General features: G+C 38.8%; 18 protein-coding genes, 4 tRNA genes and 1 pseudogene. 9 read left to right on the forward strand and 14 right to left on the reverse strand.

Features of this window, described 5'->3' with window-relative positions; translation table 11 throughout:
- The first annotated feature begins 24 nt into the window (after positions 1-24).
- Positions 25-1,313 (forward strand): annotated as a pseudogene (locus tag AS4_RS19140) (SRPBCC family protein).
- 25 nt (positions 1,314-1,338) lie between these two features.
- Here the strand turns inward: AS4_RS19140 and AS4_RS19145 are convergent.
- The 3 genes from AS4_RS19145 to AS4_RS19155 all read right to left on the reverse strand — a co-directional run bounded on the left by AS4_RS19145 (position 1,339) and on the right by AS4_RS19155 (position 3,688).
- Positions 1,339-2,124 carry a YidX family protein gene (locus tag AS4_RS19145; protein ID WP_096735199.1) on the reverse strand — a complete coding sequence of 262 codons (786 nt, stop codon included), beginning with the start codon at positions 2,122-2,124 and terminating at the stop codon, positions 1,339-1,341.
- 97 nt (positions 2,125-2,221) lie between these two features.
- Positions 2,222-2,298: transfer RNA gene (locus AS4_RS19150), tRNA-Arg, on the reverse strand.
- Positions 2,299-2,428: 130 nt separating this feature from the next.
- Entirely contained in the window at positions 2,429-3,688 is a 1,260-nt protein-coding gene (locus tag AS4_RS19155) for an MFS transporter (RefSeq protein WP_096735200.1), read from the reverse strand.
- Positions 3,689-3,796: 108 nt separating this feature from the next.
- Here AS4_RS19155 and AS4_RS19160 point away from each other — a divergent pair, with 108 nt between their 5' ends.
- Positions 3,797-4,234: a winged helix-turn-helix transcriptional regulator gene (locus tag AS4_RS19160; protein ID WP_004725772.1), complete on the forward strand. Its 438-nt coding sequence runs from the start codon at positions 3,797-3,799 to the stop codon at positions 4,232-4,234.
- A gap of 69 nt (positions 4,235-4,303) precedes the next feature.
- On the opposite strand, the gene AS4_RS19165 is transcribed toward AS4_RS19160, so the two are convergent.
- The 6 genes from AS4_RS19165 to AS4_RS19190 form a co-directional block, all read right to left on the reverse strand.
- Positions 4,304-5,167: a cysteine ABC transporter substrate-binding protein gene (locus AS4_RS19165; RefSeq protein WP_096735201.1), complete on the reverse strand. Its 864-nt coding sequence runs from the start codon at positions 5,165-5,167 to the stop codon at positions 4,304-4,306.
- Between the two features lie 73 nt (positions 5,168-5,240).
- Positions 5,241-6,062, reverse strand: coding sequence for a transporter substrate-binding domain-containing protein (locus AS4_RS19170; protein WP_406565202.1), 822 nt, complete (start codon positions 6,060-6,062; stop codon positions 5,241-5,243).
- Positions 6,063-6,208: 146 nt separating this feature from the next.
- Positions 6,209-6,940 carry an amino acid ABC transporter ATP-binding protein gene (locus tag AS4_RS19175; RefSeq protein ID WP_004725765.1) on the reverse strand — a complete coding sequence of 244 codons (732 nt, stop codon included), beginning with the start codon at positions 6,938-6,940 and terminating at the stop codon, positions 6,209-6,211.
- A 2-nt stretch (positions 6,941-6,942) separates the two neighbouring features.
- A complete protein-coding gene (locus tag AS4_RS19180; protein WP_096735203.1) occupies positions 6,943-7,608 on the reverse strand; it encodes an amino acid ABC transporter permease in 666 nt (221 codons plus the stop codon).
- The gene (locus AS4_RS19185; protein WP_209827946.1) at positions 7,598-8,257 is read right to left on the reverse strand and encodes an amino acid ABC transporter permease; all 660 of its coding nucleotides are present in this window, start codon (positions 8,255-8,257) and stop codon (positions 7,598-7,600) included. The genes AS4_RS19180 and AS4_RS19185 overlap by 11 nt, the downstream gene beginning before the upstream one ends.
- Positions 8,258-8,458: 201 nt before the next feature.
- Positions 8,459-8,656, reverse strand: coding sequence for a hypothetical protein (locus AS4_RS19190; protein ID WP_004816901.1), 198 nt, complete (start codon positions 8,654-8,656; stop codon positions 8,459-8,461).
- Positions 8,657-8,854: 198 nt separating this feature from the next.
- On the opposite strand from AS4_RS19190, the gene AS4_RS19195 reads away from it, so the two are divergent.
- On the forward strand, positions 8,855-9,805 hold the full coding sequence (locus AS4_RS19195; RefSeq protein WP_096735204.1) for a hypothetical protein: 951 nt from the start codon (positions 8,855-8,857) through the stop codon (positions 9,803-9,805).
- Positions 9,806-9,866: 61 nt separating this feature from the next.
- Here the strand turns inward: AS4_RS19195 and AS4_RS19200 are convergent.
- From AS4_RS19200 to AS4_RS19210, 3 genes are all read right to left on the reverse strand, one after another.
- Positions 9,867-9,943, reverse strand: a tRNA-Arg gene (locus AS4_RS19200).
- A 47-nt stretch (positions 9,944-9,990) separates the two neighbouring features.
- A tRNA-Arg gene (locus AS4_RS19205) sits at positions 9,991-10,067 on the reverse strand.
- Between the two features lie 15 nt (positions 10,068-10,082).
- Positions 10,083-10,172, reverse strand: a tRNA-Ser gene (locus AS4_RS19210).
- 264 nt (positions 10,173-10,436) lie between these two features.
- On the opposite strand from AS4_RS19210, the gene rnr reads away from it, so the two are divergent.
- The 5 genes from rnr (at position 10,437) to AS4_RS19235 (ending at position 16,524) form a co-directional block, all read left to right on the forward strand.
- A complete protein-coding gene (gene rnr / locus AS4_RS19215; protein ID WP_197724433.1) occupies positions 10,437-12,887 on the forward strand; it encodes a ribonuclease R in 2,451 nt (816 codons plus the stop codon).
- 158 nt (positions 12,888-13,045) lie between these two features.
- Positions 13,046-13,681, forward strand: coding sequence for a hypothetical protein (locus AS4_RS19220; protein WP_096735206.1), 636 nt, complete (start codon positions 13,046-13,048; stop codon positions 13,679-13,681).
- A 92-nt stretch (positions 13,682-13,773) separates the two neighbouring features.
- Positions 13,774-15,801 (forward strand): M3 family metallopeptidase, encoded by a 2,028-nt coding sequence (locus tag AS4_RS19225; RefSeq protein WP_096735207.1) that lies wholly within the window; start codon positions 13,774-13,776, stop codon positions 15,799-15,801.
- Between the two features lie 54 nt (positions 15,802-15,855).
- Positions 15,856-16,065, forward strand: coding sequence for a YheV family putative zinc ribbon protein (locus tag AS4_RS19230; protein ID WP_171066870.1), 210 nt, complete (start codon positions 15,856-15,858; stop codon positions 16,063-16,065).
- Positions 16,066-16,080: 15 nt separating this feature from the next.
- Positions 16,081-16,524 (forward strand): hypothetical protein, encoded by a 444-nt coding sequence (locus AS4_RS19235; protein ID WP_096735208.1) that lies wholly within the window; start codon positions 16,081-16,083, stop codon positions 16,522-16,524.
- Positions 16,525-16,624: 100 nt separating this feature from the next.
- Here the strand turns inward: AS4_RS19235 and AS4_RS19240 are convergent, their stop codons facing one another.
- Positions 16,625-17,545, reverse strand: a complete 921-nt coding sequence (locus AS4_RS19240; RefSeq protein WP_034614348.1) for a DMT family transporter — start codon at positions 17,543-17,545, stop codon at positions 16,625-16,627.
- A 163-nt stretch (positions 17,546-17,708) separates the two neighbouring features.
- Between AS4_RS19240 and AS4_RS19245 the strand changes: the two genes are divergently transcribed.
- Positions 17,709-18,488, forward strand: coding sequence for an AraC family transcriptional regulator (locus AS4_RS19245; protein WP_004725744.1), 780 nt, complete (start codon positions 17,709-17,711; stop codon positions 18,486-18,488).
- Positions 18,489-18,547: 59 nt separating this feature from the next.
- On the opposite strand, the gene AS4_RS19250 is transcribed toward AS4_RS19245, so the two are convergent.
- A complete protein-coding gene (locus tag AS4_RS19250) occupies positions 18,548-20,746 on the reverse strand; it encodes a TRAP transporter large permease subunit (RefSeq protein WP_096735209.1) in 2,199 nt (732 codons plus the stop codon).
- Between the last annotated feature and the right edge of the window lie 36 nt (positions 20,747-20,782).

Consider the following 20,782-nt stretch of genomic DNA (forward strand, 5'->3'; position numbering starts at 1 on the left):
TATCAAGGCGTAAAAGGAATTGTGATGAAAGCTTTTTATTTAAATATCAGTCTAGTACTCTTAATCGGTATCAGTCAAATCAGTTTCGCGAAATTGGTCACTTGGACCGATAATATTCCCAGTGCGTTAAAACCATTTGACAATAATGCCCAGCAAATCGCGGCAATTGCACAAGACAATATTTTAATTTATGCCCATCCAGCGACCAAGACCTCCCTACCAACATTCAGCAAACAGCCCCAACCTATAGCTAAATTTTCAACAGCAGCCATTGTTGTGCCTGTAAGTAGCCAAGAAGTGGCTAAAACTTTAAGCAATTACACGCAATATGTTGGGTTATTCCCGACTTTAAAATCCGCAAAAGTCATCGAAACAGCAGGACCTGTCAGTCAATTAAAATATCGTATTTCCATCCCGACACCGATACCTGTATTGAATTTTAATGAAGATGTGGTGATGCAACACCAAATTGGACAAAATAGCATTTCAACTATGGTGATTGATGGCCCAATTCCTTATGCATTAGGGAAATTTGAATGGTTCAATTTAGCTGAAAACAAAACCTTAGTGACCCTGACACAATGGGGCGATTTAAACCAACCGCAAGGTTTCCTATTTAAGAAAATTTTAAATGCTTTCCCTGAAGTAAAACTGGCGATTCCAAATGGTTCGAGCGCCTTTGTTTTAGAAGCACTCAAAAATAAATATACGACTAAAAAAGTGACGGCATTAATGCAGGGCAACTGCCTAGCCCCCAATTAAATACAGCTCAAATCAATAAAATTGTTCAGGTCAGTGCCAACGCACAACAGCCCGTCAGTATTGTACTTAATCCTGTCACTGTACCTTATACCCATGGTCGTGAAGTTTTACGTTTTACCACAAGCTATCAATATTTAAATGCCACCCCGCAACAATTACAACGTTGGACACAACCCTTATCCTATAAAGAAATTTTTCCAAAACAAATCAAAAGCATTAAAACCACAGCGATCAACACACAAGGACAAGATGCAGACTTTAAAGTCAGTGTCGGATTGGGGGTTATTAGTATCCCTTTTGATTTTAAAATGCGTTTTAGCTATCCCAAAGCCACTGAAAATAACTTCTATGCCAATGGCGGGGATTTACGTTATCTCAAAGGTCAAATTCAATTTTTACCCCAAGGCAATAACACCTTACTCAAAATGACCACCACCATCAAAATTGATGAAAAAGCACCATTCCTACTCAAAGCAGCACGCAGTTTACCCTACCATGAAATGTTACCTGCACTGGGTGCAAACGCAATTTTTGCTCAAAAAGTAAAGTAGTGCTGATTGAACTTTTAAAACTCAATTAATCAGCCAGATGTTTGATTGTTGTGCCAATATTAAATAGGAAATATAACGGGATTGCGACCAGATCACCGACTAAAGTGACTGGGGTTAAGGCAATTTTCTGCAACAATGTTTTAGAGTGTAGTGAGTATTTGGTTTTTCCTTGTGTATACATTTCAATCGTATAATTTTGACTAAAGTTCTGAAATTTCATATTTTTAATTTCAGCGTTTAAGCCCACAACACGCCCAACCAATCCAATTTTTCTTTGATAAAATTCAGAGTTTTCCTGACCATACTCGTACTGACTCAGTCCAAGTCGAGATAACTTATTTTCGTCCTGTCGAGTTAAATTGTTTTTTGCATAATACAGTTCAATATCACCGCTAAATTGAGTTGCTTGTGGATTTTTTTGATCATCGCTTTCAGGCATTAAAGACAAGCTAAAATGCTTGTCACTCGGACGGACTGGTTTGATCCGCCAATACTTGGGGTCTAAATCAGATTGAATGGCCTCTAAAATTTCCTTATTTCCAATATCAATCATATACGCATATTTTTGCCCAACCACGATTAAGGAGCGATCTACATTGTTTCTATCATGGCTATTTTTTGAGGAAGCATTTTCTGTTAAATAGGCAAAACCGACAATTTGATCCTGATCTACAATCACACGATCTGCATGGGTTGAAACCACTTTACCCGTCGCCAACCTGCCAGAATCACTGTTATTCCATAGAATAGCGGTACATCCGATCATTTGACTGATGACCAGCACGATAAACAATGAGAAATATTTATGCATTCATGATTGGCCTTATTTTTATTATCTGTTTCATTGTGCCATTTTTTAGGCACAAAAAAACCGCAATAAAGCGGTTTTTTTAAATATTTTATCAAGTTGGTGCGCTCAGAGAGATTCGAACTCCCGACCCCTTAGTTCGTAGCCAAGTGCTCTATCCAGCTGAGCTATGAGCGCGACGTCTTGATGGGACGCATTATACGCCTTTTCATTTTTTTGTTAAGGATTATTTCAATAGTTAAACACCAAGTGTTTAGTATTTGGGCTATTTATCTTTAAATCGACAAAAAACCTAGGATTTATGCATTTATACACTGCTTGTATGCTGTTTCATTTGAAACTGGATTAAATATTTTTCAGTAAACAACCAAAATAAATAGCCAACTACACTCAATAGGATCCCAGCAGCACACACGGCATACCATCCCCAATGGCTATAGAGTGTTGTTGCCAGTAATGATCCCACAGCACTACCCAATGCATAAAACAACATATAAGCACCAACCAATCGCCCATGTAATCGAATATCCGCTTGGAAGATCAGACTTTGATTAATCACATGGACTGATTGAATGGCTACATCGAATAAAATAATCGCTAAAATAAAAACCCAAATTGAAAAATATAAGCAGGTTAAAATGCCCCAAGCTCCGATCAGTAATAGAAACGCATATTGTGTAGCACGCTGAGCATAGCCTCGATCAGCCAACCCACCAACACGGATTGCCATAACCGCACCGATAGCCCCAATGATGCCTAAAAAACCAATCAAGCTATGTGAATATTCAAAAGGCTGAACAGATAAAGGAAATACCAACGCATTCCAAAACAGATTTAAATTGACGAAAATGATGAAAGCAAGTACGCCTCTAATCTGTAACACTCTATTTTTAAACAATTGTTCAAACAATGAAAAGATTATCTGGGAATAAGTGGATTGCTGAATAGGATCTTTTTCGATGCGGATAACAGCTAAGTATTTCCATAAAAACACACTGATCATACTCATACATAGTACTGAGAATATATATACCCCTTGCCATCCAAACCAATCCGCTAAACTACCAGACAGTACCCGAGATAAAAGTATGCCAATCAACACACCAGCTTGGACTGTACCCACGATTTTGCCGCGTTCATCAGCAGCTGCCAAAACTGATGCATAAACTATTAAGCCTTGGGTCATCGCTGTGCCCAACATGCCCACAATCAGCATACTCAATAACAACGTGAAAATATGATCTGAAAAAACCAATGAGATTAAAGCGAGACATAAAATGATGGACTGAAACAACATCAAAGATTTTCGTGGTATTAAATCGCCTAAAGGCACAATAAAAATTAATGCAATGATTGATCCCACTTGAGTCAATGAAACAACTAACCCCACCCACGAATAATCTAATTTAAAATCTTGGGCAATCAAATCCAGCAATGGCTGTGCATAATAAACATTTGCAACACTCAATCCAGCAGCACACGCCAACAACATCACCAAGGCTGGAGAAAGCTGAGATCGCTGCTGTTCTCTTGTTTTATTGCGCTGTTGATGATCTGTTTTGTTCATTCTGCACCAATCTAGTTTTAATTTGCAACCAGATTAAATTACGCAATCTTGTTTTAAATTGCAACTAGATTTATAGTCTTATTTTTAAGATGAAAGATGGAACAGCTGATGAATCAAGACAGATATGAAGCTTGCCCAGTTGCGCGGTCAGTGCAATTGATTGGAGATCGTTGGGCTTTATTGATCATTCGCGAAGCGTTTGATGGGGTAAAACGATTTAGTGATTTTCAAAAAAATTTAAATGTCGCCAAAAATATTTTATCTGATCGTTTGGCTAAACTTATTGATGCTCAAATTCTAAAGAACCAACCCGCTTCTAATGGCTCAGCCTATTTGGAATATGTACTCACTGAACAAGGTTACGCACTGTTCCCGATCATCGTGGCATTACGTCAATGGGGTGAGCAATTTTTATTTGCTGAGGATCAACCACATTCTATTTTACTTGAGAAAAACACAGGTGATGAATTGGCACTTATGCAACCTATGACAAAAAAAGGAAAACATCTACTTGCACAAGAGACCTTTGTGAAAAAGATCAATTAAATGCAAATCATGTTTCCCCAGTTAAAGTCGATGATATTTTTAAAAGAGCAAACTTAAGTTTTAAGGGTTTTACTCAACCAATAAATCTTTTGGATTAATGCTATCACCGTAGACAGGTTTTAACGTCTTTTCATAGGCTTGCTGGATAACCCCCGCTTTAGATAATTTTTCTAAGTCTTGATTCAACCAATCCAATAATTCTTTATCGCCTTTTTTGACTGCAGGTGCAATTAAATCATGCTGACCTAAGCTGGTAATACCCACGGTGTAATTTGGGTTCTCTTTTGCCCAAGCCAGTACCAATAAATTGTCATGTGCCAAAGCCACACCACGTCCATCTTTCAACGCATCAAAGGTCTCTGTATTCTGCTCGTACTTTTGTAATTTAATTTCAGGATGTGATTTGCTAAAGAATGAGTCTGCTGTCGTGCCTTTATTGACCAATAAAGTCTGGTCTTTAAGCTGTGCAATATCAGTAATCGGCTTAGCTTTAGGTGATACAACGCCCAAAGAAACCTTTAAATAAGGCTTGGCAAAATCGACAACTTCCTTGCGTTCAGGAGTCACGGTGAAATTGGCAAAAATAATATCCACCTTATTGGCTTTAAGGTACTCCACACGATTGGCAGCTTCCGTTAAAACAAATTGAACTTTGTTTTCATCTCCCAATAGGTCTTTGGCAACATGCTTGGCAATTTCCACATCAAACCCTTGGTTTTTACCTTGTGCATCCAAGTAACCAAAAGGCGGCTTATCACTAAACACCCCGATACGAACCACACCATTTTTCTTAATTTGCTCGATACTTGAGCTGTTTTTTTCAGGTTCAGCAGCTTTTTCAGTTGTTGACGCGTTTTTATTACACGCCGCTAACCCTAAGCTAAGCACTGAGGCCGCAAGTAGATGAGTCAGCTGTTTTATTGATATATTCATTTAATTTTCCTCTGATCTATTTTCATATTTAAACAATGATTTCTTTTCATAGTTAAACGCTTTAATGCAATTTTTATTTCGGTGTCACATCCAAAAAGACTTGAGCATCCACAGTTCCACCGTAAACAGGCTTTAAGGTCTGATCATAAATCTTCTGAATTTCACCTGTTTTTTGTAAGCTTGAAATTTCAGTATTGAGCCAATTTAGAAGTTGGCTATTGCCCTTTTTCACTGCAGGTGCAATAAAGTCTTGATTACCAATTTGTTGAATTCCCGCCGTAAATGTTGGATTCTCAGCTGCCCATGCCAAGGCATAAGTACTGTCTTGAGAAATTGCATCACCACGACCATCTTTCAAGGCATTAAAGGCATCGGTATTTTGTTCAAACTTTAATAAATTAATTTTTGGATAATTCTTAGTGAAATAAATATCTGATGTCGAGCCTTTATTGACGATCAAGGTTTTGCCTTCAAGCTGCTGAATATTGGTAATCGTCTTGGCTTTAGGCGATACGATGCCTAAAGCAGCCTTTAAATATGGTTGAGCAAAATCAACCACTTGTTTACGTTCAGGAGTAACTGAAAAGCTGGCAAATACCGCATCTGCTTTACCCGATTTTAAAAACTCCACCCGATTAGCAGCCTCAGTCACCACAAATTCAACTTTATTTTCATCCCCAAGCAAATCTTTGGTCACTCTTTTTGCTAAAGCGATATCAAAACCTTGTGGTTTACCTGCACTGTCCACATAACCAAATGGTGGATTATCTGCAAAAACAGCCACACGAAACACGCCCTGCTTTTTAATCTGATCTAAAGATTGATCATTCTGGGTATTTTTCTCCGCTGATGCATTTGGTTCAGTTGGCTGACTACATGCGCTCAACATTCCCATACATAAGGCTACACTCAATGTTCGAACAACGTTGGAAATATTAAAAAAATTCGATGGTTGAGTTAAATAAGATAAAGCCATACATCCTCATTTTTATAGATCATTCTGTGTTGCTATTAGGGTGAATATTGATGTCTAAATTACTGTTAGTAATTCAACATATTTAAAAAGGCTTTTGCCCGTTCAGTCTGTGGATGCTCAAAAAATTGTTCAGGTGTGGCTTGCTCAATAATTTTGCCTTTATCCATAAAAATAATTCGGTCTGCGACTTTTCTGGCAAAAGACATTTCATGAGTCACGATCAACATGGTCATTCCTTCATGTGCAAGTTTTAAAACCACATCTAATACTTCACGGACCATTTCAGGGTCTAAAGCAGCGGTGATTTCATCTAGCAGAATCACTTGAGGCTGCATCACCAATGAACGCACAATTGCGATACGTTGCTTTTGCCCACCCGATAACTGTCGCGGATAATCTCGCTTACGATCGTATAAACCGACACGTTTCAATAATTCGTCTGCGACTTTCTCAGCTTCAGCTCTTGTTCGTTTTTGAACTTTTAAAGGGCCTAATAAAATGTTATCAATCACATTCATATGCCCAAAAAGTTCATAGTTTTGAAACACCATGCCAATTTTTTGACGTACATCTACCCATGCTAAATCTTTGCCCAATACACCTGAGCCCGCTAAATTGATTGTGCCACCCTGAATTTTTTCCAAGCCATTGATACAACGTAACAATGTGCTTTTCCCACATCCCGATGGACCAAGGATCACCACGACTTCACCCTGTTTTACGTCCAAATCTATGCCTTGTAAAATATGACTTTCTGCAAATGATTTCTGTAAATGTTGTATAGATAACAAAGTCATGATTACTCCCAAACTTTTTCTAAATGCGTCGCTAAACGGGATAAGGGATAGCAAATGATGAAATATAAAATAAAGATCAAACCATAAATCCAAAGAGATGCATTCGGAACAATTAACAGCGAATTTTCAATAATTTGCTGTCCAACTTTAATCACTTCGACCACGCCAATCAGCACTGCCAAGGAGCTGGTTTTAATCATACGTGTGAATAAATTGATTGCGCCCGGCGTGACTCTTTTTAAACTCTGCGGGAAAATCACATAGCCCAAAGTTTGCATAGGACTCAGGCCAAGTGCATGTGCAGAATCGCGTTGATGTTGATCTATCGATGTGATGGCAGCACGGACTAAATCGCCCATTTCAGCAGTCCCCCACAATACAAAAACCACAATACATACCAGTACCGCTGAGAGCTGCCAGTTAAACCATGTTGCAAAGCCAAAATAGAAAACAAACAATAAAACCAGAATTGGAATAATCCGAATCGCATCTAAATACAATCGACACAAACTTTTAATCAGTAAATTTTTTGACGTCATAATGACACCGAAAATCGTGCCAAAAATTGCTGAAAAAAATACTGATATAAAGGCAATTTTTGCAGTAACCCACAGCCCTTCCAGTAATCGTGCAAGATGACTGGGTTGAAACAGATAATCAAATTCCATGGCTCACCTTCCGACTGCGGTATTCCAGATAACTGGTGAGAATAGACACAGGCAATAAAATAATCAGATAAGACATGATCAAGAGAAACAATGCTTCTGTGGTTTTATAATCCATACCAATTAAGTCTTTGGTGACAAACAATAGTTCCACCACTGCGATGGCACTCACCACAGAACTTTCTTTAATCAGAAATAAACAATTTGCACCAATTGCAGGAATTGAAATTGCTAGAGCTTGAGGGAAGATCACATATTGAAAAACTTGCAGTGGATTCAGTCCAATACTTTCACCCGAATCAATTTGCCCTTTGGCCACAGCTTGTAAACCTGCACGAAAGGCTTCAGCCATATAGCTTCCACCTAGAAAAGTTAGACCAATGACCCCACAGCTAAATCCATCAATTTTAATCCCCAGTTTTGGTAAACCGTAATAGAGAAAAAATAGCTGGATCAATAAGGGTGTATTGCGTGATAATTCAATGTAAATTTTGGCAATTTTGTCAAAGACCCGTACCCGATAGGTAATGAGAATACTGCAAATTAAACCAACCACTATTGCGAGAATAATACTGATGATTGAGATTTTGAGTGTCGTTACCATTGCCGAAGCAAACTGTGGCATCACACTGTAGATATATTGCCAATTCAAAGAAATCGTCCAAAATAATTATTTTATTGTTACGCTCTAAAGCAGAAAAAATGATTTGGAACTATCTTACAGTGAGAATTTTTTCTAAATAAATATGATTATCAGATAAGCTTTTCTATAAAAATAATGCTGGATAATGCTTACTTTTTTCGGTGAAAAAATAAGCAATGTTAAAATTAAACAGTCATCGACCCGAAGCAATTATTCGGCATTCACCACGTCTAACAATTCCATACATTCAGCACAGAAGATGACAGATTCATTTTCTAAACTTTGGATTTGCAGTTCATAGACAAAACCTGTCAGCGTGCGATTACAGCCATCACACTGTTGCAGGTTGAAATGGCAAATAAAATCAACATGCTGGTAAATATAATATCCATCTGTATATTTCTTCATGTTCTTCTTTCTAAAGCTTCGGTTATTTTATTATTTTAAAGTTTTTAGCTCTAGAATAGATGTTGCAATCCTTACTCTGCGACAAGAATAGACGTGTAAAAAATAATAAAATTCATTTTATTTAAATTCCACATCAATCAATCCTGTACTATTATTTCATAAATATTCCTATAAAAACTCAGATGATAAAAGGAAACAATGGGACATTACTCAACACTTTGGATTTCATCCGATCTCGATAGAACCACGGGTGAAATGGATGAAAATGAGACCTATCAAGAAGTTAAATACTCGATTCCATTATTTTGGTTGGCTTTATTTAAAGTTGAAGACATTACCGCTCTTCAAGATCAAGACGGCTTAACTTATTACGTCTTTCGTGCAACGATCTTAAAAAGCTGTGAAACGTTTAAATCCAGACTCAATATATGGTCAGCATTCTATAATGATGAAAAAGTAGCCATTTTAGCGCAATCATTTTTACAATATTTACAACGTACTCCAACATTTTCAGTCGAGCTTAATATTACCGATATTATGGCAATGATGATTGATCCATTTAGTATAGAAGCTAACAATGAAATGGTGGATATGATCCATTTCATTGAAGAAAAACATCGAAATCCCAAAAGTCCATCGCCATCCAAATATTGGCTGCCAAAATCATTTGAACTTAAAACACCCCAAAATCGATATTTAGATCTCGATGGTTTTGGAGAGTCTTTACTGCCCTGTTGTGAGGTAGATAGATGGTTAAATAATCATAAAAAGACACCACAGCCTGTTAAAAATAAACCCAATGCGTCTTTTGATGAGGTCCATTTTTATCGAATGCTGCTGTCCAAAGCTGAAATCTCGCCAAACAGTTCATTTAGCTTTAAACATCGGTTTTTATTTCTGACGCGAATTAAAAATAAGGCATTACGCAAATGGCTCTTTCAAGTATTCTTCTTTAATGAAATGCTATTTTTCTGCTTATTGTGGCTTAGTCTAAGTTTAATCAGCATCTTTTTTCTTTTTAAAATTAGAACTTTTTCCTATTTAGAGATCACTGGCATTATTATTGGGCTTATTGCATTTAGCTATTTTATTTTTCGAAAAATAGCCAAGAGAATCAAGATATTCAACGAGCTAAAATCACTGGCCTAAAATCATCGACCTAAATTTCAGGCACAAAAAAACCGCAAGGTATGCGGTTAATTCTTCAAGTTGGTGCGCTCAGAGAGATTCGAACTCCCGACCCCTTAGTTCGTAGCCAAGTGCTCTATCCAGCTGAGCTATGAGCGCAATACTTGTGTTGCCAAAAGGCATTCGTTACATCATGATTAACTTATTGGTGCGCTCAGAGAGATTCGAACTCCCGACCCCTTAGTTCGTAGCCAAGTGCTCTATCCAGCTGAGCTATGAGCGCGTCATAAGTAATCGTTGGCGGTGAGAGAGGGATTCGAACCCTCGATACAGTTACCCGTATGCATCCTTAGCAGGGATGTGGTTTCAGCCACTCACCCATCTCACCGTAACGAGCCGCCATAATACAAACTAAAACCCGATTCGGCAAGTGATGACATTAAAAAAAATAGAGAAATTTACTCAATTAAATACTTTTTAAGCGATTTTCATCATTTTGTTGTTTTTTTATGCTGTAAAATAATCACAATCTACAAATACCAAGAAAAATTCTCTAAAAACTAAATTAAAAACACAATATTGCAATCAATTACGTGCAGTATTCCACTGTATGTCTTATGCTAATCCTATCTTCTGACTAGAAACCAAATACATCATGAAAAATTGGGTCGATCCTGAAGCCAAAGCTGAAGCTGAGCGTTACGACAATCCCATTCCAAGTCGTACCCTTATCCTAGAAATCATTGAACGAAAACAAGAAGCATTGTCACATGCAGATCTTGTTGAACTGCTTGAAATTGTCGATCAAAAAAGTATAGATGCGCTCAGCCATCGTTTAAGTGCAATGGTGCGTGATGGTCAGTTGATGAAAGATGGTTTTAAATATCAGCTGATGGCCGATCAACCTACCCTAGACGCTACTGTTTATGTCAACGCTAAAGGTTTAGGTGTTGCAAGCTTAGATGGGAAGAAAGATGAGTTCCTTCTGCCTGAGCGCGAATTACGTCAAGTCTTCCATGGTGACCGCGTTAAAGTCCAACAAACTTCTGTAGACCGTAAAGGTAAAGCTTGGGGCTATATTACTGAAGTGACTCAACGTCGAGTTAAACAACTGATCGGTAAAGTTGCAGAATTTGAAGGTGAATACTTTATTCAACCTGCACCTCCCAATGCACATCAGCCCATAACTTTAGAAAAAGAACTGATTGAACATGCCAAAGCCAAAGTCGGCGATGCATTACGTGTTGAAATTGATGACTATCCAACACGAGATGAATTTGCGACAGGTCATGTGATTCAATCAATGGCGGATAAAGCCGATACTGAAATCATTATCCCGCAAACCATTTTAGAATATGGTTTACCTTATGAATTCCCAGAAGAAGTCATCAAAGAAGCTGAAGCATTTAAAGAACCTTCTGCAAAAGATCGTCAAGGCCGTATAGATTTACGAGATTTGCCTTTAGTCACCATTGATGGTGAAGACGCACGTGATTTCGATGATGCAGTCTATGCGGAAAAACGTCCTGGTGGTGGCTATCGTGTCGTTGTCGCGATTGCAGATGTCAGTCATTATGTCCGTGTTGGTAAACCTTTAGATGATGAAGCGCAAGAACGTGGTACATCGGTGTATTTCCCACACTATGTATTACCAATGTTGCCTGAAGCACTTTCAAATGGCTTATGTTCTTTAAATCCACATGTTGACCGTTTATGCATGGTGTGTGATTTAAATTTAAGCCGTGCTGGTAAAGTGACTAAATTTGAATTTTATCCGTCAGTGATGCATTCAAAAGCACGTTTAACCTATACCCAAGTTGCACAATATTTGGATGGCGACAGCAATGCGATTCCTGAAGATCGTGATGTCCGTAAGTCAGTCAATACGCTCTACCAATTGTATGAAACCTTAAAAGGTTTACGTGCACAACGTCATGCAATGGAATTTGAAACCGTTGAAACCTACATGACTTTTGATGAATTGGGTGGAATTAAAGAAATTTTACCGCGTTCACGTAATGTTGCGCATAAGCTTATTGAAGAATGTATGTTGCTTGCTAACGTTGCAGCAGCGGAATATTGCTTAAAAAATGAAGTTCCAATGTTGTATCGTGTGCATGAAGCACCAGAGTTTTCACGCATTCAAAAAGTAAAAGACTTTGTGAAATTATTGGGCTTTAAATTCCCTGACCAACCGACACAAGCCGATTATCAAACGGTGATTGAAGCAACCAAAGATCGTATTGATGCACCGAGTATTCATGCGGTGCTATTACGTTCAATGATGCAAGCCTACTATGGTCCAAAAAATGTGGGGCACTATGGCTTGGCTTATGAAGCATATACCCATTTCACTTCACCAATTCGTCGCTACCCTGACCTGCTATTACATCGTGCGATTAAAGCCAGTTTAACCAACAAAAAGTATCCTCTTTCAGGTGCAGCATTAGAAGATGCGGGTGAACATTTCTCTGCAACTGAACGCCGTGCAGATGAAGCTTCGCGTTCGGTTACTTCATGGCTGAAATGTCACTATATGCAGCAACATTTAGGCGAAGAATTTGTTGGTGTGATCAGTGCAACTGCTGAATTTGGTTTATTTGTAACCCTAAAAGATCTGTATGTGGATGGTATGATTCACGTGAGTCAATTGGGCGATGACTACTTTGTTTATGACCAAGTTAGTCAAAATTTAGTCGGTCAAAATCGAGGTCAAGCCTTTGGCTTGGGTGACGAAGTCAAGATCAAAGTTGCTGGGGTTAACCTAGAAGAACGTAAGATTGATTTTGAATTGTTACAACAACTGTCGCATGCCGGTCGTGTAATCCGTAGTCGTGCACCACGTGTTGCAAAACCCGTTGCCAAAGAAGAAGTTTTTTCTGAACGTCCTGTCAAAGTTAAATCTGAATCTGACAGTGGGAATGCCGGCGAAGATGGGGAACGCCCCATTCGAAAGAAAAAGCCCAAAGGAAAACCCAGCTCTTACACTAAGAAACCTGGAAAAAGTGCTGCAGCTCAGCCTGAAACAAAGGCTAAAGATAAAGTGAAGAAAAAGGCGAAAGCAAAAAAGAAAAAGTCGAACGCAAAAGCAAAGACTGAGTAATTTTACTTACCGCAAAATCAGAGAGCTTCGGCTCTCTTTTTTTATCATTAAAATTTTAAATTTGAATACGTCTAAAAATACTTTTCTTGTACCCTCATAGAGTCTTCCTTGTTTTATAATGCATGCATAGCAAATCAAATAACTCTAGAAATAACAGCATGAAAATTAAAAATATACTATCACTCTCAACCCTGCTACTCAGCTGTGTAACTTCTGCTGAAACCATCATCTTTAAAACCCAAGCTATTCCTTCAAAATACATAAACTTTTCAGGAAATATTCCCTTTATCCAAGGCAAAGGTTTTGAAAAAATCAACCAACAGATCAAACACGAACTTTTGGCAGACGATGCTACACGTATCGACTTTAGTTCAGAAAAGATATATCAGGATCAAAACTATTTAAGTGTTTATACTCATTTAGAAATTGAAGGCGGACAAAGCTATTATCGGGAAAAGTATTATGTGATCGATTTAAAAAATAAACAGTTCGCAACATTGTCACAAATTCTGCAAAAATATCAATTGTCCGCAGCACAAATCTCAAATGAAATTGCTCAGCAACTTGTCCCATGTATTGAAAATAAAACAGCAACGCTTTCTAAAACGTCTAATGACTGTGATAGCGCAGATCTACAATACTTATACCGATACTATGCTGAAGATCGAAATTTTATTGCACTAAAAAATGCAAATGGCTTTTATCTTAAAAAAGATATTTTAGGCATCAGTTTTGATGCGGGTGCATACTCTATCCCTTTTGAATACAACCTGAAAACCAAACAAGTCCATTAACATCTGTGTTAATTTTATTGTCACACCTTGATTTCCCCTGCCAGAAGCCCTACATCTATCTATAACTTAAGAAATGATTTGGCATAAAGCTCATGACACTAGAACAGGCAACGTTGCCAGTACCGCAATTTGATCAAATTAGTTTAGATCAACTCAAACAAAATATTGAAAAAGCCATCCAAGACGGTCAAAACTTTTTAAATGACTTGGTACAAGTCCCTGAAAGCATTCAACAACAACTTGCAGTGATCGAAAATGTAGATTCACTTGAAAATAACATGAGTGAATCTTGGGGAATTTTGTCACACCTCAACGCAGTGATGAATAACACTGAAACGCGTGAAGTCTATCAAGCCTTGTTGCCAAGTTTAAGTGAATACTATACTCAGATCGGTCAACACGTTGCCTTGTTCCAAACTTATCAAAATGTTTATGATCATGCGATTTTTAGCGACTTGCCAACGGCGCAACAAAGTGCAATTAAGCTGGCTTTACGTGATTTTAAACTTTCAGGTGTTGCCCTTGAAGGTGAAGCTAAAAAACGCTATGCAGAAATTTCTGCACGATTATCCCAATTGTCTTCTGATTTTTCTAATCATGTTTTGGATTCAACTCAAGCCTATAGCAAAACTCTAACTACGGATCAGCTTAAAGGTCTACCGCAAGGCAGTATTGAATTACTCAAACAATATGGTCAACAACGCGAACTAGATCAGCCTGTTGCTACCTTAGATATTCCATCTTATTTGGCCATCATGACCTACGCAGAAGATCGCGCGCTCCGTGAAGAAATCTATCACGCTTATGTTACACGCGCCTCAGATCAAGCCAGCGATACGCAATTTGACAATGCACCCGTGATGGTTGAAATCCTCAGCTTACGTCAGGAAATGGCCAAGCTTTTAGGTTTTGACAATTTTGCAGAATACTCACTTGCTTCAAAAATGGCACCCGATGTGGCCACTGTTGATCAATTTCTGGTTGATTTAGCAGAGCATGCACGTACACCTGCATTAAAAGAAATCGAAGAACTCAAAGCCATTGCCAAACAAGATGGCATAGATGAGCTAAAACCTTGGGACAGCAGTTATTATTCTGAAAAACTAAAAGTTCAACAGTTCAACCTTTCTCAGGAAGATTTAAAACCATACTTCCCTGCGCCTAAAGTGATTCAAGGCTTATTTAATGTGGTCAATCGTTTATATGGAATTCAAGTCATTGAACGCCAAGCACCACTTTGGCATACAGATGCTCATTATTATGAACTAGAAGACCAAGGCACTGTGATTGGTGGTTTTTACTTTGACCTCTATGCACGTAACGGTAAACGTGGTGGTGCATGGATGAGTGGTTTCCGCTCGCGTATGCAAACCGAAACGGGGTTACAAAAACCAATCTGCTATATGGTTGGGAACTTTACCCCACCTGTCGGTGATCAGCCTGCCCTATTAACGCATGATGAAGTGAATACCTTATTCCATGAGTTTGGTCATGGCTTACACCATATGTTGACCGAAGTAGACAATATTGCAGTTGCTGGAACACACGGCGTTGCATGGGATGCCGTGGAGTTACCTAGCCAGTTTATGGAATTTTGGACATGGGATACGGAAAGCTTGGCTTTAATCAGTGAACATATTGAATCTAAAGACTCACTTCCTGAGCATCTTTTAAAAGCATTACTCGATGCTCGTTTCTTCCAGTCAGGTATGCAAACTTTACGACAAATTGAGTTTGCACTGTTCGATTTAACCATTCATAAACTTACACCGGCACTAAATGCCGAACAAATCCAAGCCACTTTAGATGATATTCGCCAGAAGTATGCAGTTTTAGCAACAGCACCTTATAACCGCTTCCAAAATGGCTTTAGCCATATTTTTGCGGGCGGTTATGCTGCTGGTTATTATTCTTATAAATGGGCAGAAGTTTTAGCAAGTGATGCTTTTGACCGCTTTGAAAATGAAGGTGTGTTTAATACCCAAACTGGACAAGAGTTCCGTCAGGCAATCCTTGCAGTTGGCGGAAAAGATACAGCACTTGATGCATTTATCAATTTCCGTGGTCGTGAACCTAAAATAGATGCATTATTACGTCATCAAGGTTGGACGAATAGCTAAAAAAACGCTTAAACTAACGGCCAAAATTGTTTAAAGTGTGGTGGGTGTATGAATATTAGACGTCGTTTCATTGCTGGTGCAAAATGTCCAAAATGTGAAGCGATGGATCGTATTGTTATGCTCACCCAAGGCGATGCTGAATGGATTGAATGCATCGAGTGTGGATATTCTGAAAATCGCCCTACCCATGTAGATGCGCCTGAAGAACCTGCTATACCTGATGAAATTGGGGTCATTCAATTCAAGCCTCGCTCTTCAAAATAGATCGGACCGAATAAAATGCATATAGAACAAAGAAACAATTCAAAATTAATGTGGATTATTGCAGGCGGGTTGGGGGCAGTTATCGTTTTAATTGCTATTTTTTTCTGGTTAAATAACACCTCTGAAAGCACCCAAATCAATGAGCCATTGAATCAGACTACACCTGCTGCGAAGAAAGTGGAAACAACGGCACCACCTGTGGCAACGTCTGTTGAACAAAGTGTTGCTTCAGAGGCTGCCAATGTAGAATTGGTCAAAGCATCCATTTTAAAAGATAAAATTCCTGAAAATGCCAGTTTAGCGAAAGAAGAAGTGGCTAAACTAGAAGATATCCAAAAACAACTTGATGATCAGCAACAAAACCTTAAATCACAACATGCTGATGCGGATCAATTGATTAAACTTAAGGAAGAGCAAATCAAGCTACTTCAACAGCAAATGGCCGCACAAAATCAATAATTTTTGATCATGTGCAAAAATGACGATCTGATATCAGAAAGCCTTAACCTCTTTATAAGTTAAGGCTTTTTTCAATTTGAACAATAGTCATTTCAATATTTTAAAGTGAGTCCAATGACTGCTGTGTTGATTTTTTCCATTGGATTGGCTTTTGGATAATTTGCGCCAATAAAATTCCACAGAGTGTTAAACCACCACCAACCAAATGAAAAACTTGTAAATGTTCACCCAAGAGCACCACGGCAATTAAAGCTGTAAACACAGGCAATAAATTCATAAAAATACTATTTTTATTGGGTCCCAAATGTCTTACACCTTCAATCCATAAATAAGACAATAAAATCGATGAGAAAATACTGGCGTACAAAATCAAAGGAATGGTCTGTTGATTCAATTGCATTTGTGATGCTGGTAAAAAGATAAAAAACGGCAAAACATACAAGATGGCAAAGCTCGACATCACAAAATTCGATTGCCATGCAGGGATCGGCATTTTCCAACGTTTTAACAGCACACCATATAAGGCGTAGCCGATTGCGGCAAGTAACATCAAGCCATCGCCAAGATGCATACCTTGGCTAAAAACTTGGGCAATATGTCCATGACTCAATAAATACAAGATACCATAGAATGATAAGAAGCCTCCGATCACTAAGCCATAGCTAATCTGATCCTTTAAAATCCATGTACTTAAAATAATCGTCAATAATGGAATCAATGCTGTCACAATCGCCATATTGGTCGCTGTTGTGGTTGTCGCTGCTTGATAAGACAAAAATTGGAATAAGGATACAGAAAGAAATCCACCTAAAGCCAAATGTTTCCAATACTGGCGAATAATATGGCGATTTTTCCACGTGGGAATCAATACAAAAGTACTCATCACCGCGAGCGCAAAAACCAAACGATAAAATGTAATCGCCACAGGTGAAATTGCATGACTTGCCATTTTAGACACAATCACATTTCCAGCCCAAAATAAAATGGCGAACAATGGGTAGAAATAAGCTTTTTGAAACATGCTGCTCTGCCTATACAGAAAGATTCAACCATGTTAAAAAATAATCATTTTGTATTTGTACGACAAAATGACAATAACTATCGCAAAAAGGACATTATGCTTGAGGTCTAAGCAATTCCACGAATATATGATTGGCAGTGCCGTATTGATTGAGGAGTAAATCGTGGGGAATAATTATGATCATGGATTCTTAGATTATCCAATTTATGCCTTTACTGAAAATTATTCCCATGGGCATATTGAAGATTGGCATAGCCATGAACGTATCCAACTGATTCATACGCTTTCTGGTGTTCTCCGTATTCAAACGACAGAAGGAACATGGGTCACACCACCAGGACGCGGTGTATGGATTCCAGCATATAAAGCTCATGCTTTACTGATCAGTGGTGATGTGCAAGCTTATGGTGTATTTATTGAGCCAGACGCACGTTCAAAATTAGTCAATGAGTGCCGTGTCGTCACGATCTCCCCGCTGCTAAAAGAGCTTATTCGCTCAGCGATGCAAATTCAAACTACGATCCATCCTCAAAGTCGTGAAGCACGATTGCTTGAACTGATTTTAGATGAGTTGGAGCTCCTCCCTGTTCTGCCATTTAACTTACCTGAGCCACAAAATATTAAATTGCAAAAGCTTTGTGCTGAAATCAAACTTGATCTCAGCCATACATGGACACTCGAACATGCCGCCCAATTTTTACATGTTAGTCCGAAAACCCTTACTCGGCATTTTCAGAAAGAAACCAATATGCATTTTAGTCATTGGGTACGTCAGGCAAGGCTGATGCAAGCCATGACTGATTTGGCAATGAATAAATCTATTTTCAATGTTGCGCTTGATTTAGGCTATGACAGTGCCAGTGCATTTAGTGCCATGTTTAAACGTGAAACCAGTTTGACGCCGAGTGAGTACATTCAGCAGTTTCAATTTAAAGATCACTAAATCTATTCAAAATCCACAGACAGAAAAAAAGCGCCCGAAGGCGCTTTTTAGACATTCAATTATTTACTGGCATACCAGTCAAACAAGTTAAACATGTACGGCGCATAGGTCACAATCACCAATGCTGAGAACAGCACCACGATTGGTAAGATCCAACGCTCATAACGATAGTAGAAGCTTGTATATTTGGCTTTTGCCTCAGCATCGGCGGCGGCAACCTCTGCATCACCGACCGAGAGCCTCGTCAGTAAATGGTTGAGCGCAACTGGTGGCGTAACATAACCAAACTCAAATGCAACCAGTACAATCATCCAGAAGTGAATCGGATGAATACCATTTTCAAATGCAACTGGCGCAATCGTCGCAGCAACAAGAATCACCGCACCAAATGGATCTGTTGTCATACCAATTAATGCAAGTAACAATGCCATAAAGCCGAGTGTTACCAAGATACTACCCAGATGTGTTGGAACCATGGTCACGATCTCACTACGTTCAATCAGACCACCAACACTTGCAGACAATGCCATCAGGATAATTAACGCACCAATATGACCAACACTTTCCGATGTTGCAAAACGAATTGCGCTACGGAAGCCACGTTTCGTTTCAGCGGTATCACCATGCTCACGTAAATATTCAGAATTTTTTTCATGCTCTAGAGCAAGCGCTTTATTTGGGTTTTCTGGTATCGGTAATTTATTACCAAACAACTTATCAAATAAAATAAATGCCAATAGCATGATTGGAAGAATTACAGGTGCAGTAAATTCATCCATTTTCGTGTCCAGACCAAACTGATAGAAGCCAATCACGACAGCAACAATCAAGATATATGGAAGTACTGGAATAAAAGCACGCAACATACCAGGGACAGCGGTTTTCGGTGAGTTAATACGGAACTTATTCTCTGCAAGGAATAGCGACACCCCTAAGAAAATAAATGCGGTTAACCAGAATACATAAATACCATGATCAAATAGCTCGTCTGAAGTTACATGACGGCTATCCAGCATTGAAATTAAGATCACCAAGAGACACGGACGTAATACAACACCCAGTGAACCTGACATTGCTGAAACCGCAAGTGCATATTGACGACGAGCACCTGAATTCCACACTTCTTTATAGATAATTGCACCAGCAGCAACAACGAAGATTCCCGAAGCGCCTGTATATGCGGTTGGAATTGCAGCACCAATCAAAATGATCCACGTCAACGTTTCAGGCGCTAAGTTCCAAGGACGAAGAATCGCCAAGAAAAGATCCATCACACGTGTTTGGGTCAATAACATACCCGCCCAGATAAACAGTGCTAAGTTAAGGAAGATATTTGAAAATTCAGTCAACAAGCCAAGATAAATACCTTGCCCCATTGGGTAGTCCATAAAGAAAGTAAACGCAATACCTGTCACAATTGCCATAAAGGCATATAAAGGTATGCTCAGCAGCGCAAGGCCAAATTTACCGCCTTCTTCAGCATTTTCTGGTGTACGGAATAATTTAAACAGGCTGATGACTGTTAAGACCACAAACAGGATCATCCATAACCAATAGACCCCAATCGTTTCAAGGGTCGATTCAACACCAGAATTGAGTACTGAGCGATATTGGCTAATGACCGAGAAGCTCAGTAAGGCATTCCCCAGCACCATCGCAATGTTATAGACTTTAAAATCAAGCTTGGTACGCGCTGGACGTAGCCCAATATGATGCATCTTCAATGATGCTGTAATTGCAGCAATCACCACCATCAAAATCAGGATGAGTACGCGATGTTCAGAGCCCCATTTCAATATCCAGAAGAAACCCGTTTCCATCGAACGATATGTACGAAGGGAAGGATGATCTTCCATATGTTTGATCGATTTATCATAGAACGCATATTTCTGTTCACAATCCGTTTGAGCTGAAACGAATGAAGCGCGAACATCTGCTTCTGGCGTTAAACCAAAAAATGCCGCATCAGGATCACTGGCTTCCTGTTGCATTTTTTCTTTTACAAGCTTATCGATATCTACATTGCGGTCACATGAAGGTTTGTTGGGCTCAGCACGTAAAAAGGAATATTGCATTCCTATTTTTTCGTCTCCATATAGGCGTTCACCTAAACGAAGCATTTGCCCATGAATCATATCCCCTGTCCCAATGATCAAGGTCAGGAGAAGCAGAATAAGGATGGAAAAGGTTGAGAACCACTCATTCCAGAGATAACTGAGTAGACCTAATCCCGATCTATTATTTACAGGTTCTTGCATTGTTATTCCAGTTTTTATAACCAGTGTACAATCGCT

Origin of the sequence: Acinetobacter guillouiae (assembly GCF_002370525.2) — a bacterium.
GTDB lineage: Bacteria > Pseudomonadota > Gammaproteobacteria > Pseudomonadales > Moraxellaceae > Acinetobacter > Acinetobacter guillouiae.

Coding starts and splice junctions, on each gene's coding strand:
- AS4_RS19145 (WP_096735199.1), bottom strand. CDS start 2,124: ATGCATAAATATTTCTCATTGTTTATCGTGCTGGTCATCAGTCAAATG.
- AS4_RS19155 (WP_096735200.1), bottom strand. CDS start 3,688: ATGAACAAAACAGATCATCAACAGCGCAATAAAACAAGAGAACAGCAG.
- AS4_RS19160 (WP_004725772.1), top strand. CDS start 3,797: ATGAATCAAGACAGATATGAAGCTTGCCCAGTTGCGCGGTCAGTGCAA.
- AS4_RS19165 (WP_096735201.1), bottom strand. CDS start 5,167: ATGAATATATCAATAAAACAGCTGACTCATCTACTTGCGGCCTCAGTG.
- AS4_RS19170 (WP_406565202.1), bottom strand. CDS start 6,062: ATGGGAATGTTGAGCGCATGTAGTCAGCCAACTGAACCAAATGCATCA.
- AS4_RS19175 (WP_004725765.1), bottom strand. CDS start 6,940: ATGACTTTGTTATCTATACAACATTTACAGAAATCATTTGCAGAAAGT.
- AS4_RS19180 (WP_096735203.1), bottom strand. CDS start 7,608: ATGGAATTTGATTATCTGTTTCAACCCAGTCATCTTGCACGATTACTG.
- AS4_RS19190 (WP_004816901.1), bottom strand. CDS start 8,656: ATGAAGAAATATACAGATGGATATTATATTTACCAGCATGTTGATTTT.
- AS4_RS19195 (WP_096735204.1), top strand. CDS start 8,855: ATGGGACATTACTCAACACTTTGGATTTCATCCGATCTCGATAGAACC.
- AS4_RS19220 (WP_096735206.1), top strand. CDS start 13,046: ATGAAAATTAAAAATATACTATCACTCTCAACCCTGCTACTCAGCTGT.
- AS4_RS19225 (WP_096735207.1), top strand. CDS start 13,774: ATGACACTAGAACAGGCAACGTTGCCAGTACCGCAATTTGATCAAATT.
- AS4_RS19235 (WP_096735208.1), top strand. CDS start 16,081: ATGCATATAGAACAAAGAAACAATTCAAAATTAATGTGGATTATTGCA.
- AS4_RS19240 (WP_034614348.1), bottom strand. CDS start 17,545: ATGTTTCAAAAAGCTTATTTCTACCCATTGTTCGCCATTTTATTTTGG.
- AS4_RS19250 (WP_096735209.1), bottom strand. CDS start 20,746: ATGCAAGAACCTGTAAATAATAGATCGGGATTAGGTCTACTCAGTTAT.